16 protein-coding genes are annotated in these 16,244 nt (G+C 70.0%); 5 read left to right on the forward strand and 11 right to left on the reverse strand.

What is annotated here, in order from left to right; all coding sequences use genetic code 11:
* The first annotated feature begins 14 nt into the window (after positions 1-14).
* A complete protein-coding gene (locus ACIHFB_RS36405) occupies positions 15-656 on the forward strand; it encodes a class I SAM-dependent methyltransferase (protein ID WP_365281407.1) in 642 nt (213 codons plus the stop codon).
* 147 nt (positions 657-803) lie between these two features.
* Here the strand turns inward: ACIHFB_RS36405 and ACIHFB_RS36410 are convergent, their stop codons facing one another.
* A complete protein-coding gene (locus ACIHFB_RS36410; RefSeq protein ID WP_365281410.1) occupies positions 804-1,940 on the reverse strand; it encodes a substrate-binding domain-containing protein in 1,137 nt (378 codons plus the stop codon).
* A gap of 126 nt (positions 1,941-2,066) precedes the next feature.
* Positions 2,067-4,010 carry an AMP-dependent synthetase/ligase gene (locus ACIHFB_RS36415; RefSeq protein WP_365281413.1) on the reverse strand — a complete coding sequence of 648 codons (1,944 nt, stop codon included), beginning with the start codon at positions 4,008-4,010 and terminating at the stop codon, positions 2,067-2,069.
* Between the two features lie 366 nt (positions 4,011-4,376).
* Here ACIHFB_RS36415 and ACIHFB_RS36420 point away from each other — a divergent pair, with 366 nt between their 5' ends.
* Positions 4,377-5,210 carry a MaoC/PaaZ C-terminal domain-containing protein gene (locus tag ACIHFB_RS36420; RefSeq protein WP_365281416.1) on the forward strand — a complete coding sequence of 278 codons (834 nt, stop codon included), beginning with the start codon at positions 4,377-4,379 and terminating at the stop codon, positions 5,208-5,210.
* On the opposite strand, the gene ACIHFB_RS36425 is transcribed toward ACIHFB_RS36420, so the two are convergent.
* The 6 genes from ACIHFB_RS36425 to ACIHFB_RS36450 all read right to left on the reverse strand — a co-directional run bounded on the left by ACIHFB_RS36425 (position 5,198) and on the right by ACIHFB_RS36450 (position 9,221).
* On the reverse strand, positions 5,198-5,851 hold the full coding sequence (locus tag ACIHFB_RS36425) for a TetR/AcrR family transcriptional regulator (protein ID WP_365281418.1): 654 nt from the start codon (positions 5,849-5,851) through the stop codon (positions 5,198-5,200). The two genes, ACIHFB_RS36420 and ACIHFB_RS36425, sit on opposite strands and share 13 nt — an antisense overlap.
* A gap of 37 nt (positions 5,852-5,888) precedes the next feature.
* Positions 5,889-6,188, reverse strand: coding sequence for a DUF4229 domain-containing protein (locus ACIHFB_RS36430; RefSeq protein ID WP_365281421.1), 300 nt, complete (start codon positions 6,186-6,188; stop codon positions 5,889-5,891).
* A 99-nt stretch (positions 6,189-6,287) separates the two neighbouring features.
* The gene (locus ACIHFB_RS36435) at positions 6,288-6,812 is read right to left on the reverse strand and encodes a GNAT family N-acetyltransferase (RefSeq protein ID WP_400129121.1); all 525 of its coding nucleotides are present in this window, start codon (positions 6,810-6,812) and stop codon (positions 6,288-6,290) included.
* 4 nt (positions 6,813-6,816) lie between these two features.
* The gene (gene mqnE, locus ACIHFB_RS36440; protein WP_365281427.1) at positions 6,817-7,980 is read right to left on the reverse strand and encodes an aminofutalosine synthase MqnE; all 1,164 of its coding nucleotides are present in this window, start codon (positions 7,978-7,980) and stop codon (positions 6,817-6,819) included.
* A gap of 41 nt (positions 7,981-8,021) precedes the next feature.
* Positions 8,022-8,477, reverse strand: coding sequence for an Lrp/AsnC family transcriptional regulator (locus ACIHFB_RS36445; protein ID WP_365281430.1), 456 nt, complete (start codon positions 8,475-8,477; stop codon positions 8,022-8,024).
* A gap of 60 nt (positions 8,478-8,537) precedes the next feature.
* A complete protein-coding gene (locus ACIHFB_RS36450) occupies positions 8,538-9,221 on the reverse strand; it encodes a UbiX family flavin prenyltransferase (RefSeq protein WP_365281433.1) in 684 nt (227 codons plus the stop codon).
* Positions 9,222-9,433: 212 nt separating this feature from the next.
* Here ACIHFB_RS36450 and ACIHFB_RS36455 point away from each other — a divergent pair, with 212 nt between their 5' ends.
* A complete protein-coding gene (locus ACIHFB_RS36455) occupies positions 9,434-9,973 on the forward strand; it encodes a rhomboid family intramembrane serine protease (protein ID WP_400129190.1) in 540 nt (179 codons plus the stop codon).
* 140 nt (positions 9,974-10,113) lie between these two features.
* Here the strand turns inward: ACIHFB_RS36455 and mqnP are convergent, their stop codons facing one another.
* Both mqnP and ACIHFB_RS36465 read right to left on the reverse strand, forming a co-directional pair.
* Positions 10,114-11,016 (reverse strand): menaquinone biosynthesis prenyltransferase MqnP, encoded by a 903-nt coding sequence (gene mqnP, locus ACIHFB_RS36460; protein WP_400129122.1) that lies wholly within the window; start codon positions 11,014-11,016, stop codon positions 10,114-10,116.
* Positions 11,013-12,464 carry a menaquinone biosynthesis decarboxylase gene (locus tag ACIHFB_RS36465; protein WP_365281439.1) on the reverse strand — a complete coding sequence of 484 codons (1,452 nt, stop codon included), beginning with the start codon at positions 12,462-12,464 and terminating at the stop codon, positions 11,013-11,015. Before ACIHFB_RS36465 ends, mqnP begins: the two co-directional genes overlap by 4 nt.
* An 88-nt stretch (positions 12,465-12,552) precedes the next feature.
* Between ACIHFB_RS36465 and ACIHFB_RS36470 the strand changes: the two genes are divergently transcribed.
* Positions 12,553-12,879, forward strand: coding sequence for a PLD nuclease N-terminal domain-containing protein (locus ACIHFB_RS36470; protein WP_365281442.1), 327 nt, complete (start codon positions 12,553-12,555; stop codon positions 12,877-12,879).
* A 109-nt stretch (positions 12,880-12,988) separates the two neighbouring features.
* Positions 12,989-14,389 (forward strand): cytosine permease, encoded by a 1,401-nt coding sequence (locus tag ACIHFB_RS36475; protein WP_365281445.1) that lies wholly within the window; start codon positions 12,989-12,991, stop codon positions 14,387-14,389.
* Here the strand turns inward: ACIHFB_RS36475 and ACIHFB_RS36480 are convergent.
* Positions 14,373-16,214 carry a LamG-like jellyroll fold domain-containing protein gene (locus ACIHFB_RS36480; RefSeq protein ID WP_400129123.1) on the reverse strand — a complete coding sequence of 614 codons (1,842 nt, stop codon included), beginning with the start codon at positions 16,212-16,214 and terminating at the stop codon, positions 14,373-14,375. The genes ACIHFB_RS36475 and ACIHFB_RS36480 overlap by 17 nt on opposite strands.
* Between the last annotated feature and the right edge of the window lie 30 nt (positions 16,215-16,244).

A 16,244-nucleotide genomic window follows, 5' to 3' on the forward strand; every position in this document is an offset into this window, starting at 1 on the left:
TAGGGTCCCCCGCCATGACCGAAGCCGAGTTCCTCACCGCCACCCGCACCTTCTACGACGCCATCGCCGAGGACTACGCCGACCTGTTCCGTACCGAGCTCGCCAAGCCGCTGGACCGGGCGGTGTTCGCCGGGTTCGCGGAACTGGTGGGGCCGGGCGGGCGCGTGGCCGACCTGGGCTGCGGACCGGGGCGGGTGACCGCGCACCTCGCCTCCCTCGGGCTGGACGTCGTCCTCGGGCTCGACCTGTCGGAGTCGATGCTGGCGATCGCCCGGCGGGAGAACCCCGGGCTGCGGTTCGAGCAGGGCTCGATGCTGGAGCTGGACCTTCCCGACGGTTCGCTCGCGGGGGCGGTGTCCTGGTACTCCTCCATCCACACGCCTGTGGACGAACTCCCCTCCCTGTTCGCCGAGTTCCGCCGCGTCCTGGCACCCGGCGGCCACCTCCTGATCGCGTTCCAGATCGGCGACGAACCCCGGCGCCACGACCGGCCCTTCGGGCATGAGGTGGTGCTGGACTTCCAGCGGCGGCGGCCGGAGCAGATCGACGGGCTGCTCCGGGCCGCCGGGTTCGCGCCCGTCATGCAGATGGTGCGCGAGCCCGCCCCGAACGAGGTGGCTCAGCAGGCGAGCCTGATCGTCCGCAAACCCGCCTAGCGGACGCGCTCAGCCGCCGAGACCACGGCGAGACAGTCCCGCCGGCCCGGCGGTCGCAGCTCACGTAGAGACCGGGACTGTCCGTGCCCGGCGACCAGGGCGTTCGCGGATCTGGTGGAGAGCTACCGCCGGGACACCCGGGGCTGACTACTTCAGGCCGATGGCCTCGCAGTCCGCCTCGTACGCGGAGGTGCAGATGTCCTTGACGGTGTAGACGCCGTCCGCGATCACCGTGTCCTCGATGTTGTCCTGCGTGACGGCGACCACCGGCACCAGCTGCGCGGGGATGTCCTCCTGCGTCGGGCTGTCGACCGAGTCCTGGGTCAGCGAGTCGAACTGGATCGAGAGCCCCTGGATCTTGTACACGGCCATCTTGGCGGCGTTGGTCGCCTCCAGCTGGAACGGCTTGTAGACGGTCATGAACTGCTCGCCCGAGACGATCCGTTGCACCGCGTCCAGATTGGCGTCCTGCCCGGTGACCGGCGGAATGCTGCTTGCACCCGCATCCTTCAGCGCCTCGATGACGGCGCCCGCCATACCGTCGTTCGCGGAGTAGACGGCGGCGATGTTGTTCAGCCCGACGGCCTGGATCGCCGCCTTCATGTTCGCCCTGGCGACCTCGGGCGACCACTTGTCGGTGTCGTACTGCTTGACGATTTGGACCCTGCCGTCCAGCTCGTCGAGTGCGCCCTTCTTGAACCGCGCCGTGTTCGGATCGCCGGGATCGCCGTTCATCATGACGACCTTGCCGGACGCGGCCTTCGAGCCGAGTTCGTCCACGAGCGTGCGGCCCTGGACCTCACCGACGAGTTCGTTGTCGTGGGAGACGTACGCGTCGATGGGCCCCTCCGCGAGCCGGTCGTAGGCGATGACGGGAATCTCCGCGTCCTTGGCCTTCTGCACATCCGACGCGATGGCCTTGGAGTCCAGCGCGTCGACGAGGATCACGTCCACCTCGTCGTCGACCATCTGCTGGAACTGTCTGCTCTGCTCGTCCACGCTCGCCTCGGCGTTGGCGTAGACGACCTTGCCCTTGTTGTTGGTGAGGGCGGCTACTTCCTTCTTGATGAGCGGGTAGTCGAACCTCTCAAAACGTGCCGTGTCCTTGTCGGGCAGGAGGAGACCGACCGTGATGTCGTCGCCCTTCTCCGGGGACGCGGAGCTGTCGCCGCCGCCGATCCCGTCGATGACACCGCAGGCGGCGAGCGAGAAGGCCGAGGCCGAGGCGGCGAGGGCTATGACGACACGACGTGCAGCTGACGTGTGGGGGGTACGAACGTTCACTACTGGCGCCTTCCGAGCGGACGAGCGACATTGCTGACCCGGGTGGCGGTAGCAAACGCGGAAACGGCATGTCACGTCAAGCTGTTGTCGTAACGAGCTAGCAACCGTTTTCCATCCTGTCGTCCCTCACCTCGCGTAGAGCCCCTCCACCTCCGCCGCGAAGTCCCGCATGACGGCCTCCCGGCGCAGCTTCATGGAAGGGGTCAGATGGCCGGAGAACTCCGTGAAGTCCCCGGGGAGGATCGCGAAGCGGCGGATCGACTCGGGACGGGAGACCAGCTTGTTCGCCTCGTCCACCGCACGCTGGAGGATGGCGGTCAACTCCTCGTCGTTGACGAGCAGTTCCGCGGGGACGGGGTGCTTGCCGTTCATCTGGCGCCAGTGGGTGATGCCGTCGAGGTCGAGGGTGATCAGCGCGGAGACGTAGGGGCGGCCGTCGCCCAGGACGATGCACTGGGAGATCAGGGGGTGGGAGCGGAGCCAGTTCTCCAGCGGCGCGGGGGCCACGCTCTTGCCGCCCGACGTGATCAGGAGTTCCTTCTTGCGGCCGGTGATGGTCAGGTAGCCCTCGTCGTCCAGGACTCCGATGTCCCCCGTCGCCAGCCAGCCGTCGGGGGCGGCGGGCACCACGCCCCCGGCCTGCGGGTCCCAGTAGCCGCGCAGCACCTGACCGCCGGCCAGCAGGATCTCCCCGTCCGCCGCTATCCGGACCTTGGTGCCGGGCAGCGGCCAGCCGACCGTGCCCAGGCGGGGTTTGAGCGGGGGCGTGATGGTCGCCGCGCCGGTGACCTCGGTCAGGCCGTAGCCCTCGTAGATCTCGATGCCCGCGCCGGCGTAGAACGCGGCCAGCCGCCTGCCCAGCGGTGAGCCGCCGCAGATCGCGTACCGCACGCGTCCGCCCATGGCGTTGCGGATACGGCGGTAGACCAGGGGGTCGTAGAAGGTGCGCGCGGCCTTCAGGGCCCGGTTCGGGCCGGAGCCCGTCCCCGTCTGTTTCGCCTCCGTGGCCTCGCCGTACTTGATGGCCACGTTCGCCGCGCGGTCGAAGGACGAGACCCGGCCGCCGCTCTCCGCACGGGCCCGCGCGCTGTTGAAGATCTTCTCCAGCATGTACGGGATGGCCAGCAGACAGGTCGGTTTGAAGCTGGCCAGATCCGGGAGCAGTTCGTCCGGTTTCAGGCTCGGCGCATGGCCCAGCCGTACGCGCGCCCGGACGCATGCGATCGCCACCATGCGGCCGAAGACATGCGACATCGGCAGGAACAGCAGGACCGACGCCTCTTCGCTCGTCCTCGACTTGAAGATCGGGTAGAGGAGTTCGATCGCGTTGTCGACCTCGGCGAAGAAGTTGCCGTGCGTGAGCGCGCAGCCCTTGGGCCGGCCGGTCGTGCCCGAGGTGTAGATGAGGGTGGCGAGGGTGTCGGGGACCAGCATCCCGCGGCGTACGTCCACCTCCTGGTCCGGCACCCGCTCACCCAGCTCCGCGAGCCGGTCCACATGGCCCTTCTCGATGATCCACATATGGCGCAGGTCGGGCAGGCGTTCGCGCTCGGGGCCGAGGGCGGAGGCCTGCCCGGCGGTCTCGGTGACCAGGGCGACCGCACCGGAGTCCTGGAGGATCCAGCGGACCTGGAAGACGGAGGAGGTGGGGTAGACGGGGACGGTCACCAGGCCGGCGGCCCAGGCGGCGAAGTCGAGGAGCGTCCACTCGTACGTCGTGCGCGCCATGATGGCGACCCGGTCGCCGGGGACCAGTCCCTCGGCGATCAGCCCTTTGGCCACCCCGTGCACCTGCGCGGCGAACTCGGCCGCCGTCACGTCCGTCCAGCTGCCGTCCGCCGTCTTGCGGCTGAGGACCACCTGACCCGGCGCGGCCTCCTCGTTGTCGAACGGCAGGTCGGCGAGCGAGCCGTGCGCGGCCGGCGCGACCAGCGGCGGTATGGACGCCTCCCGGACCACCCCGTCCAGCCGGCGTATCTGCGGCGCCCTGAGGACCGGCTCGCCGTCGTAGTCGAGGTCGATGCCGAAGTCGGGGGTGTAGCCGGACGAAGACGCTTGCGGGATCGACATGGGCAGCTCCTGGGGCGTGCAGCTCGAACCGCTCTGCTGCATGAAGTACGCGCAGCGCGTACTGCGGCGTTCACCAGCGGGTGTGCGGCCACGCGTGTTACCGCTGGTTAGGTGGGAGATCGTACGGCGCCCAGGTGTGGGGTTCGTGCGGGTTACGGGGCGGTACAGGGCCGGGGATGTGCAACCTCGGCGATCACACAGGCCGCCGCCGAAACGAGGTCAACTTACCTAATCTACCTGGCCATTCACGGCGCCCCAAGGTGAGAAATCCTCACCTCCGACGCCTCCGGGCCGTCTCCTCGACGCCACCTTACCTGCGGTAACATTACTCCCGAGTAAGCAGAGTTTTCACGTGGGGAGATGAACATGGCCGTCCTGACCGATGTGCCCGCCCTCGCACCTCTGCTCGCCCGCGGCGCACTCCTCTCCCCCTTCAAACGACCCCGCCCCGACGCCGACTTCCCCCGCACCCGGCTCGTCCTGCCCGGCCTGCGCGTCGACCTCGCCCGGCTGGCCGCGTACGAGCGCGTGTGCGGGTTCGCCACCGGGGACGACGCGCTGCCGGTGACCTATCCGCATGTGCTGGGCTTCCCGCTGGCCATGCGGCTGATGAGCGGGCGGGGCTTTCCGCTGCCGTTGCTCGGTCTGGTCCACACGTCGATCGAGATCACGCAGCGGCGGGCCCTCGCGGCCACCGGGGAGTACGAAGTGACGGTCTACGTCGACGGACTGGCGCCGCACCGACGGGGCACGCAGGCCGCTGTCGTCACCGAGATGCGGACGGCCGGGGACGTCGTATGGGAGTCGCGGAGCACGTATCTCGCCCGGCATCGGACGGACGGCCGTACGGACCGGGCGCCGAAGGAAGACCCGGGGCCGGCGCTGCCCGGTGTCGCCGAGTGGCGGCTCGCGGAGGACGTCGGGCGGCGGTACGCGGCCGCGTCCGGGGACCGCAACCCGATCCATCTCCATCCACTGACGGCCCGGCTGTTCGGCTTCCGGCGGGCCATCGCGCACGGGATGTGGACGGCGGCACGGTGTCTGGCGGCGCATGGTGTGCCGGAACGGGCGCTGGTGCGGGCCGAGTTCAGAGCGCCGGTGCTGCTGCCGGGGACGGTGACGTACGCGGCGGAGGGAGAGCGGTTCGAGTTGCGGGGCGGCGACCGCACGCACGTCAGCGGCGGGGTCTACCCGGCCTGAGCCTCCGGCGGCGACCAGGGGCGGCCCTCCGTCAGATCGCCCAGGCCCGCCCAGGCGAAGTTCATCAGGGTCGCCGCGGCCTGGCGGGCGGTCACACCCGGGGTCGCGTTCGCCCAGGCGGCGAGCGACTCGGCGGCGCCGACCAGGGCCTCCGCGAGACCGGCGACCTCACGCTCCGGCAGATCGGGGTTGCGGTGGGCCTCACGGGCGCCGGCCAGGATCAACTGGGTCACGAACGCGACGATCTCCTCGCGCATCGCGGTGACCTCGGCGGCGAACCGCTCGCCGTGCGTACGGGCCTGGAGGTGCAGCACCGACCAGCCGTCCGGGTTCCGCGCGGTGTGCGTGAAGAACGCCCGCAGTCCCGCCCAGAGTTGGCGGTCCGCGGGAAGGCTCGGGTCGACGCCCTTGCGCACCGCTTCGGTGAGAGCGGTCGCCTCCCGGCGGATGCACGCCGTGAAGAGGTCGTCCTTCGAGTTGAGGTACAGATAGACCAACGGCTTCGACACGCCCGCGAGTTCGGCTATCTCGTCCATCGACGCGGCCATGTATCCGCGCTGGCCGAAGGTCTGTACGGCGGCGTCGAGCATCTGCTGCTCACGAACGGCACGCGGCATCCGCTTGGTCTTCACGGCACCCATGGGGGTCAGCCTACGGTTCGCAGGCCGGGGCAGAGCCCTAAGAAGCGTGCCCCTGTGCCCGGGAGGTGTCGTCCGCCATGTCCTCCTGGGCGCGGTTGGCGTCCAGGTTGGCCTTCACCCGGTCCACCTTCTGGACGATCTTCACCGACGCCCGGTCCCGCTCCTTGCGCAGCACCACGAAGCTGATCGGGGCGGAGAGCACGAGGGCGAGGAGGACGACCCACATGCCGTTGGAGGCACCGAGGCCGCGCGGGGCGAGGCCGGAGTAGACGAGGCCCCAGACGACCACGAGGCAGCCCGCGAAGACTCCGAGGCGCATCAGTGTGTAGCGGAGCATCTCAATCCACTCTTCCGGTTCCGGTCGGTCCGCGTGTCCCCGAAGGACACCCTCCAGTGAAGCACGGTGGCGTCCCGCTCTTGCAGGGGGGTACGGCGGTCAGGTCAGCGGCAGCAGCATGACGATGTCGTCCCTGTCGTCCCCCGGCGCCACCCTGATCGCGCCCGGTATCCGGCCGACCTCCTTGTAGCCGCAGGAGCCGTAGAAGCGCTCCAGACCCAGGCCGCCGCGGCAGGTGAGGCGGATCGCCTCGATGCCGTCGAGGGTGCGGACCGCGTTCTCGGCGGCGGCGAGCAGGTCACGGCCGTAGCCCCGGCCCTGGTGCCGCGGGTGGACCATCACCGTGTAGAGCCACACCCAGTGGGTCATCAGCCGGTGCGTGTTGTGGGTGATGAACGCGGTCGCGGCGACCGTGCCCGCCGCGTCCCGGCCCACGAGCAGCCGGGTACGGCCCTCCGCCATGGCCGCCAGGTGCTTCACCAGCTCGGGGCGTATCTCGTCCGCGGTGACCGGCGGCACGAAGCCGACCGAGCCGCCCGCGTTCGACACGTCCGCCCACAGCGTGAGCACCTCGTCCCGGAGGGCGGGCGAGACCGCCGGGTCCAGCTCGAACGACAACGTCACCGGCTCACACCCGCATGGGCTGCGGCGACTCCCGGCGCGCCGGGTCCGGGCCGTCGTACTCGCGGATGATCTCGTAGCGCGTGTTGCGCTCCACCGGACGGAAGCCGGCGTCCGTGATCAGGTCCAGCAGGTCCTCGCGGGTCAGCTTGTTCGGGGTGCCGTAGTTGTCGGCGTCGTGCGTGATCTTGTATTCGACGACCGAGCCGTCCATGTCGTCGGCGCCGTGCTGGAGGGCCAGTTGGGCGGTCTGCACGCCGTGCATCACCCAGAAGACCTTGACGTGCGGGACGTTGTCGAAGAGGAGCCGCGACACCGCGAAGGTCTTCAGGGCCTCGGCGCCGGTCGCCATCTGGGTGCGGGCCTGGAGGCGGTTGCGCACCTTGCCGTCCTGCATGTCCACGAAGTCGTGCTGGTAGCGCAGCGGGATGAAGACCTGGAAGCCGTTCGTCTCGTCCTGGAGCTCACGCAGGCGCAGGACGTGGTCGACGCGGTGCTTCGGCTCCTCGATGTGGCCGTACAGCATGGTGCACGGGGTCTTCAGACCCTTCTCGTGCGCCAGCCGGTGAATACGCGACCAGTCCTCCCAGTGGGTGCGGTGATCGACGATGTGCTGCCGCACCTCCCAGTCGAAGATCTCCGCGCCACCGCCGGTGAGGGACTCGAGCCCGGCGTCGATCAGCTCGTCCAGGATCTCGCTCGCGCTCAGCCCGGAGATCGTCTCGAAGTGGTGGATCTCCGTCGCCGTGAACGCCTTGAGCGACACGTTCGGCAGAGCCGCCTTCAGCTCCCGGAGCGACCGCGGGTAGTACCGCCACGGGAGGTTCGGGTGCAGGCCGTTGACGATGTGCAGCTCGGTGAGGTTCTCGCCCTCCATCGCCTTGGCGAGCTTCACCGCCTCCTCGATGCGCATCGTGTACGCGTCCTTCTCGCCCGGCTTGCGCTGGAAGGAGCAGTAGGCGCAGGAGGCCGTGCAGACGTTGGTCATGTTGAGGTGACGGTTGACGTTGAAGTGCACGACGTCGCCGTTCTTGCGCGTCCGCACCTCGTGCGCGAGACCGCCCAGCCAGGCCAGGTCGTCCGACTCGTACAGCGCGATGCCGTCCTCACGGGTCAGCCGCTCACCGGCCCTGACCTTCTGCTCCAGCTCGCGCTTGAGCCCGACGTCCATGCGTTTGCCTCTCCTAGTGACGAACCCCGACAACCGTACGCCTAGCCCTCCCCCGGCAGCTCGCCCACCCGGTTCTCCCACTTCGTGGAGAGCACGATCGTCGTGCGGGTCCGGGACACGCCCTTGGTACCGCTGAGCCGACGGATGATCTTCTCCAGACCGTCGACGTCCGCGGCGCGCACCTTGAGCATGTAGGAGTCCTCGCCGGCGATGAACCAGCAGTCCTCGATCTCAGAGAGGTCCTTCAGCCGCTGGGCCACGTCCTCGTGGTCGGTGGCGTCGGAGAGCGAGATACCGATCAGGGCGGTGACGCCGAGGCCGAGCGAGGCGGCGTCCACGGTGGCGCGGTAGCCGGTGATGACGCCGGCCGCCTCCAGCCGGTTGATGCGGTCGGTGACGCTGGGTCCCGACAGGCCGACGAGGCGCCCCAGCTCCGCGTACGAGGCCCGGCCGTTCTCTCTCAGGGCCTGGATGAGCTGCCTGTCCACCGCGTCCATGCGATTCGAAGCCTTCCGCTGATTCCGACGATTGGGATGTTCTTGGGTGTGCTGAGAGGCTCAGGTCCTGCCCGACCCGCCGCCGAGTTCGCCCTTCCAGCGGCGGTAGAGGTCGTGCTCGGCACCCGCCGCGTCCAGGACCCGGCCGGCCACGAAGTCCACCAGGTCCTGGATGTGCGTGGCCCCCGCGTAGAAGGCGGGCGAGGCGGGCACCACGGTCGCGCCCGCGTCGTCCAGTGTCACCAGATGGCGCAGGGTCTGCCCGTTCAGGGGTGCCTCGCGCACGGCGACGACGAGCTTTCGGCCCTCCTTCAGGGTCACGCTCGCTGCCCGCTGGAGCAGGTCCTTCGACAGCCCGAGCGCGACGCCCGCGACACAGGCGGTCGAGGCGGGCACGATCAGCATCCCCTTGGTGACGTACGACCCCGATGACGGGCCCGCGGCCAGGTCCCCGGCAGCCCAGTGCCGCACGCCCGTGACGTCCACGTCGAAGATGTCCGGCTTGCCGTCGGCCCCCCGCGACAGCCATTCCCGCAGGTCCTCCCGCCAGTGCGCGTCCCGGTAGGAGATGCCCGTCTCATCGAGCAGGGTGAGCCGGGAGGCCCGGCTGACGACCAGGTCGACGCTCTCACCGGCGGCCAGCAGGGCGCGCAGCACGGCGGCGGCATACGGGGTGCCGGAGGCGCCGGACACCCCTACGATCCAAGGCGTACGCGCCGTCTCTCCTGGCTTGGCTCGGTTCACGACACCGAGCCTATCCGGCTTCGCGGGGCGGGAACCGGCCGAGGGTGCGGGCCGTTGCCATGAGTGACGGGCTGGGACTGCTAGGGCTGGGGGACGCCATGGCGGATTTGGGTGCGGGCTCCGGCTGGAGGGCGGGAGCGAGGCCGGGTGTCGGTGCCGGTGCGGGCCGGACACCGACGGGCGGCGACCGTGCGAGGACAGCGGCCAAGCTGATGCTGGGCTGGGTGGCCCTGCTCTGGCTGCTCGAAGTGGTCAACGTGGTCAGCGGCCATGCGCTGGACGGCCTGGGCATCACCCCGCGCGAACCGTCCGAGCTGGTCGACATCGTGCCCGCCGCCTTCCTCCACTTCGGCTTCGCCCATGTCGCCGCCAACAGCGTGCCGCTGCTGGTCCTCGGCTTCCTCGCGGCCCTCGGCGGCCTGCGCCGGTTCGCGATGGCCTGCGCGCTGATCATCGTCGCGGACGGACTGGGTGTGTGGCTCATAGCCCCGGCGCACAGCAACACCGCGGGCGCCTCCGGCCTGATCTTCGGCCTCTTCGGCTTCCTGCTGGTGAGCGGCTTCGTGGAACGCCGACCACTCGGCGTCCTCGTCGGCCTGCTGATCGCCGCGGTGTGGGGCGGCTCGATACTGGCCGGGCTGGCACCGACCCAGACCGGCGTCAGCTGGCAGGGCCATCTGATCGGCCTGGTGTCGGGCGTCGTGGCGGCGTTTCTGTTCCGTCGCCCGGCCATACCCATGCGCGGCGCCTGAGGGGAACTGGTTGAAGCCGGGTGCGCATCACGCCCCTTCAGGGGCGCGGGGCTGTATCGATATGCGGCTCCGCCGCGGGGCGCGACCAGCCCCCACCGGCCCGCAGACAAACGAACCGCACACCCAACGGAGCGCGGCCGCTAGACCGTGAGTCCCCGCACCAGCAGATCCATCAACGCACACACGAACAGGGCGATCCCGATGAACCCGTTGACGCTGAAGAACGCCCTGTTCAGGCGGGACAGATCGTGCGGGCGGACGATCGAGTGCTCGTAGACGAAGGCGCCGGCGACGATCATCAGGCCCAGCCAGAAGAACGCACCCGCGTCGGTGGCCACGGCGTACCAGACGAGGAGGCCGGTCGTGACGGCGTGGCAGACGCGGGCGCCGTGGATGGCGGCCGGGATGCCGAACCGGGCCGGGACCGACATGACGCCGATCTCGCGGTCGGTCTCGACGTCCTGGCAGGCGTAGATCAGGTCGAAGCCGCCGATCCAGACGCCGACGGCGAGACCCAGGATCACCGCGTCCCAGGACCACTCACCGGTGATCGCGAGCCAGCCGCCGATCGGGCCCATGGCCTGGGCGAGTCCGAGGATGGCCTGCGGGAAGTTCGTGAACCGCTTGCCGTAGGGGTAGACCACCATCGGCACGACCGCGATCGGGGCGAGGGCCAGGCACAGGGGGTTGAGCAGAGCCGCCGAGCCCAGGAACACCACGACCGCGACCAGCGCGCCCGTCCAGGCGTGCCGCACCGACATCGCGCCGGTCACCAGCTCGCGGTGCGCCGTGCGCGGGTTACGGGCGTCGATCTCCCGGTCGATGATCCGGTTCACCGCCATCGCGAACGTCCGCAGACCCACCATGCAGATGGTCACCAGCAGCAGCCGGCCCCAGTGGATGTTCCCGTCCATCTCGAACATCGCGGTGAGCGCGGCGATATAGGCGAAGGGCAGGGCGAAGACCGAGTGCTCGATCATCACCAGGCGCAGAAACGCCTTGGTGCGTCCCGGCTGCGGGATCGCGGCGGAAGCCGAACTCACAGGCCGTACTCCTTCCACCGGCGGTCGACCGTCGCCGCCGTCTCCGGATCGGACAGGACCATGTCGGGCCAGCCGCCGTCTCGTGTGTAGCCCTCCTCGGGCCACTTCTTCGTTGCGTCGATACCCGCCTTGCCGCCCCAGAACTGCTGGTAGGAGGCGTGATCGAGATGGTCGACGGGACCCTCCACGACCGTGAGGTCGCGGGAGTAGTCCGTGTTGCCGAGGGCCCGCCAGGCGACCTCGTGCAGATCGTGGACGTCACAGTCGGAGTCGACGATCACGATCAGCTTGGTGAGGGACATCATGTGCGCACCCCATACAGCGTGCATCACCTTTTGGGCGTGCTTGGGGTACTTCTTGTCGATCGAGACGATCGCGCAGTTGTGGAAACCCCCTGCTTCCGGCAGGTGGTAGTCCACGATGTCCGGGACGATGATCTTCAGCAGTGGGAGGAAGAAGCGTTCCGTTGCACGCCCCAGCGGTCCGTCCTCCGTCGGGGGGCGGCCTACGACGATCGACTGCAGGAGCGGCCGCTTCCGCATCGTCACACAGTCGATCTTCAGGGCGGGGAAGGGTTCCTGCGGGGTGTAGAAGCCGGTGTGGTCGCCGAAGGGACCCTCGGGCAGCATCTCACCGGGTTCCAGCCAGCCCTCGATGACGACCTCCGCCTGCGCCGGCACCTGGAGCGGCACGGTCTTGCAGTCGACCATCTCGATCCGCTTGCCCGCGATGAACCCGGCGAACAGGTACTCGTCGATGTCGCCGGGGAGCGGGGCGGTCGAGGCGTAGGTCACGGCGGGCGGGCAGCCGAAGGCGATGGCGACCGGCAGGCGTTCACCGCGCCGGGCCGCGACCTGGTAGTGGTTGCGGCTGTCCTTGTGGATCTGCCAGTGCATGCCGATGGTGCGCTTGTCGTGGCGCTGGAGGCGGTAGAGCCCGAGGTTGCGGATGCCGGATTCCGGGTCCTTGGTGTGGGTGAGCCCCAGGTTGAAGAAGGAGCCGCCGTCCTTGGGCCAGGTGAAGAGGGCGGGCAGGTCGTCGAGGTCGACCTCGTCGCCGTACAGGGTGACTTCCTGGACGGGGGCGTCCTTCACCTTCTTCGGCGGTACGTGCGTCATCGCGCCGAGTTTCCCGAAGGCCTCGCGTACGCCGACGAAGCCGTGCGGCAGTTCGGGGCGCAGCAGGCCGCCGATCTTCTCGGAGATCGCGCCGTACGACTTCAGCCCCAGGGCCTTCAGCAGGCGCCGGTCGGTTCCGAAGACGTTCATGGCGAGCGGCATGCTGGAGCCGCGCACGTTCTCGAAGAGCAGCGCCGGGCCGCCCGCCTTCTGGACCCGGTCGACGATCTCCCCGACCTCCAGATACGGGTCGACCTCGGCCTTGATGCGCTTGAGGTCGCCCTCGCGCTCCAGCGCCCTGAGCAGGGAGCGAAGATCGTCGTAAGCCATGTGTCCCAGTATCGGTCACCGGCTACCCTGGCCCCGTCACCGGGGCCGTCGCCAGCCCCTCGCCGTCTACTGGGGGATCGCCGCCTTCATGCTCAGGTATCTGCCCCTTCTGCTGGTCCTGGCCCTGTGGATCTACGCCTTCATCGACTGTCTGAACACCCCGGAGAACGAGGTGAAGGGGCTGCCGAAGGTGGCGTGGGTGTTCATCATCCTGCTCTTCGGCGAGGTGCTGGTCGGCCCGGTCGCGTGGCTGGTGGCGGGCAAGGTCCGCAAGTCCCCGGCGAGCGGCATCACGCCGTTCTCCCCGGGCCGCCGTACGAAGTTCGTCGCGCCGGACGACAATCCCGACTTCCTCAAGTCCCTCAAGGACGAGGAGGAGGAGAAGAAGCGCGGTGACGACCCCAAGGGCGACTGAGGGGCTCCGGCTCACAGGCTCCGGCTGACAGGCTGTACGCCTCCGAGCCCCCCGAAGCGGACAATGCGCCCCTGGGCCGGGGTGCGTGCGGGCCGGACACTTGTCACGCATGACGACAGCTCCCGCCGACTCCGCCGGCACGATCGCCCCCGAATACGGTGACAAGGTCATCGCCGTCGAGACGGCGGGCTCGGAACCCATCCCCGACGCCGAACGGCACGGCAGTCCGCTTCAGTTGCTGTGGACCTGGGCGTCTCCGAACATCGAGTTCGCGACCGTCTACATCGGCGTGATCTCGGTCCTCTTCTTCGGCCTGAACTTCTGGCAGGCGACGGCAGCCCTGTTGCTGGGCACGGGGCTCGGGGCGCTGACCCACGGGATCCTGTCCCTGGACGGCCCGCGGTTCGGCGTGCCGCAGATGGCGATCGGCCGCTTCTCCTTCGGGTTCAAGGGAAATCTGCTGCCCTCCGGGGTGAACGCGCTGGTCGCCGGTGTCGGCTGGTTCGCGGTGAACAGCGTGAGCGCCGCATTCGCGCTCAACACGCTGACCGGCCTGCGTCCGCTCCCCTCGCTCCTGCTGGTGGTGGCGGCCGAGATCGTGATCGGCTTCATCGGGCACAACTTCGTGCACGCCTTCGAGAAGTACGCGTTCCCGGCCCTCGCGGTGATCTTCCTGCTGGCCGGGGTGTGGACCTTCAAGGAGGCGGACCTCGGCGCCCCCGACGCGGGCGGCGGCATCGGCGGTTTCCTGCTCGCCTTCAGCGCGGCCTGGGGTTATGCGGCGGGCTGGAACCCGGGCGCCGCCGACTACTCCCGCTACCTCCCGCGCACGGCGAACCGTTTCCGGACGGCGCTGTATCCGGCCGTCGGTCTCTTCGTCTCCGTGGCGGTGGTCTCCGTGATCGGCGCGGCGTCGGCGACGATCGTCGCCCCGGAGGGCGCCACGCCGACGGCCGCCTTCACGGGCCATCTCCCGGGCTGGCTCAGCAACTTGGTCCTGCTCGCCATCATCCTCGGCGCGGTCTCCGCCAACGCCCTGAACGTCTACTCCTCCGCCATGTCGATCACGTCCCTGGGCCTGAAGCTGCCCGCGTGGCTCGGCCGCGGCGCGATCGTCGTGCTGTGCGGTCTTGCGGGTACGGCGGCGGCGTGGGCGTCGCTCGCGGACGCGGGGCACGCATATGAGGCGTTCCTGCTGGTGATCGCCTACTGGGTGGGTCCGTGGCTGGGGGTGGTCCTGGTGGAGCGGTGGCTCCGGGCCCGTACGCCGGACGCGGAGCTGTCCCGGCGTCTGGGCGACCGTACCTTCGCCAACTGGCCCGGTGTCGCCGCCCTGTTGACCGGCATCGTGGTGTCGGTGCCGTTGTTCTCCAACCAGGAGAAGTACGTGGGCTGGGTGCCGGAGCAGTGGCCGGCCTTCGGCGACATCACGTGTCTGGTCGGGTTCGTGGTGAGCGCGGGGTTGTACGGGGTGCTGCGGGCGCGGCCGCGGGTCACTGGAGCGACTTGATCCGGGCGGCGCTGAGGGCCTGGCCGAACACCCGGACATCCTTGATGGATCCGGGGAAGAAGCCGCTGGGCCGGCCCTGGTACTGCGCCCGGCCGATCAGCAGAGGGCCGGTGGAGACGGTCGGGTTGGTGTCGTCGATCGCCGCTTCCTGGACGCCGTTGACGTACAGCCGCAGCTTGCGGGCGGGGCCGTCGCAGACACCGGCCAGATGCGTCCAGGTGTTCATGGTGGGCACGGTGTAGCCGACGGCCCACAGGCCGGGGCGGGCGAAGGCCCAGCGCTTCTCGACGCCCGAGTACTGAAGGTAGAAGCCGCTGTCGGAGGCTGCCTCCTGGCTGACGGCGGTGGCGAAGGAGTCCGGCGCGGCGGGCAGGCAGACCCAGGCCGCGACCGTGAAGCTGCGGCCGGGGCCGGTCTGGAGTACCGGGCCGTCGATGACGACCTGGCTGTTGGACCCGTCGAATGCGGCGGCACCGTCCTTGCCCGCGTTCCAACGGACGTCGGTCGCCGTGCCGTTGTGGCCGCCGACGGTGGCTCTGACGACGTTCCCCGAGGCCTCGCCGAGCCGCCAGACGCCGACGGGCTGGGGGCGGCGGGACGTGGCGGACGGTGCGGGCGAGGCGCCTCCCGCCGCGCCCGTGCCATCGGTTCCGGACCGGTTGAGCCAGAAACCGGCGCCGGTCCCGGTCGCGGCGAGCACAGCGGCGCCGGAGAGGAGGAAGGCGCGGCGGTTGCGGGCGGGAGTGGAGGGGGCGGTCTGCTGGTGCGGCTCGCTGAGGGATGGCGAGGCGGCGCGGGCCGAGTCCGACTGCGTGGCCGGACGGTCCGGGTAGGGCCGGGTGGGGGTGCGCGGGTGCGGCGGCCGGGTGGCCGGGGTGGGGGCGGCCGAGGGCTCACCCGCCTCATGGGCGGCCGGGTGCGCCGAGGAGTCATGAACGGCCGGGCGCGGGAGCGGGGCCGCTCCGGATGCGGGAGCCGACTGCCACTGGGTGGCGCGCGACATGGCAACGATGTCCTCGCCGCCCGCCGGGCCCACGCGGGCGAGTATCTCGCGCGGTGTGGGGCGAACCGCGGGGTCCTTGGCCAGGCACGCGCTGATCAGGGACCGCAGGGCGGGGTCGGCGATCGCCTCGACGTCGGGTTCGTTGTGGACGACGCGGTACAGCAGGGCGGGGGTCGGGCCGCCGCCGAAGGGGTTGCCGCCGGTCGCCGCGAAGGCGAGGACCGCGCCGAGGCAGAAGACGTCGCTGGCCGGTGCCACCTCGTCGCCGCTGACCTGCTCGGGGGACATGAATCCCGGCGAGCCGGCCATGCTGCCGGTGCTGGTGATCGAGTCGGCCTCGATGGTGCGGACGATCCCGAAGTCGATGACTCTCGGACCGTCCTCGGCGAGCAGCACGTTTGAGGGCTTGAGGTCGCGGTGGACGAGGTTCACGGAGTGGATCGACAGCAGCGCCTCGGCCAGCCCGGCCGCCAGGCCCAGCACGGCCTCCGTGGACATCGGACCGTCCTCGGCGACCCGCTGCGCCAGTGACGGCCCGGCGATGTAGCTGGTGACCAGCCACGGCTGGGCCGCGTCCGGGTCGGCGTCGATCACCGGTGCGGTGAAGGCCCCGCTGACCAGCCGGGCCGCCCGCACCTCCCGGCGGAAACGGGACCGGAACTCCGGCCGGCGGACCAGTTCGGCGTGCACCACCTTGACCGCGACGAGCCGCCCGCCGGGTGACCGGCCGAGGTACACCCGGCCCATGCCGCCCGCGCCGAGTCGGCTCAGCAACCGGTAGTCGCCCACGGAGACCGGGTCGTCGGGCTCCAGCGCTGCCACAATCCCCTCCAGGTACGTTCCCGCGTGCCC

It is taken from the genome of Streptomyces sp. NPDC051963 (assembly GCF_044593495.1).
Classification (GTDB): domain Bacteria; phylum Actinomycetota; class Actinomycetes; order Streptomycetales; family Streptomycetaceae; genus Streptomyces.

What these genes read in the sequence shown, in the direction of transcription:
- ACIHFB_RS36465 (WP_365281439.1), bottom strand. Translation starts at nt 12,464, where the DNA reads ATGGCTTACGACGATCTTCGCTCCCTGCTCAGGGCGCTGGAGCGCGAG.
- ACIHFB_RS36455 (WP_400129190.1), top strand. Translation starts at nt 9,434, where the DNA reads ATGCTGGGCTGGGTGGCCCTGCTCTGGCTGCTCGAAGTGGTCAACGTG.
- ACIHFB_RS36415 (WP_365281413.1), bottom strand. Translation starts at nt 4,010, where the DNA reads ATGTCGATCCCGCAAGCGTCTTCGTCCGGCTACACCCCCGACTTCGGC.
- ACIHFB_RS36445 (WP_365281430.1), bottom strand. Translation starts at nt 8,477, where the DNA reads ATGGACGCGGTGGACAGGCAGCTCATCCAGGCCCTGAGAGAGAACGGC.
- mqnE (WP_365281427.1), bottom strand. Translation starts at nt 7,980, where the DNA reads ATGGACGTCGGGCTCAAGCGCGAGCTGGAGCAGAAGGTCAGGGCCGGT.
- ACIHFB_RS36420 (WP_365281416.1), top strand. Translation starts at nt 4,377, where the DNA reads ATGGCCGTCCTGACCGATGTGCCCGCCCTCGCACCTCTGCTCGCCCGC.
- ACIHFB_RS36470 (WP_365281442.1), top strand. Translation starts at nt 12,553, where the DNA reads ATGCTCAGGTATCTGCCCCTTCTGCTGGTCCTGGCCCTGTGGATCTAC.
- ACIHFB_RS36405 (WP_365281407.1), top strand. Translation starts at nt 15, where the DNA reads ATGACCGAAGCCGAGTTCCTCACCGCCACCCGCACCTTCTACGACGCC.
- ACIHFB_RS36475 (WP_365281445.1), top strand. Translation starts at nt 12,989, where the DNA reads ATGACGACAGCTCCCGCCGACTCCGCCGGCACGATCGCCCCCGAATAC.
- ACIHFB_RS36430 (WP_365281421.1), bottom strand. Translation starts at nt 6,188, where the DNA reads ATGCTCCGCTACACACTGATGCGCCTCGGAGTCTTCGCGGGCTGCCTC.
- ACIHFB_RS36425 (WP_365281418.1), bottom strand. Translation starts at nt 5,851, where the DNA reads ATGGGTGCCGTGAAGACCAAGCGGATGCCGCGTGCCGTTCGTGAGCAG.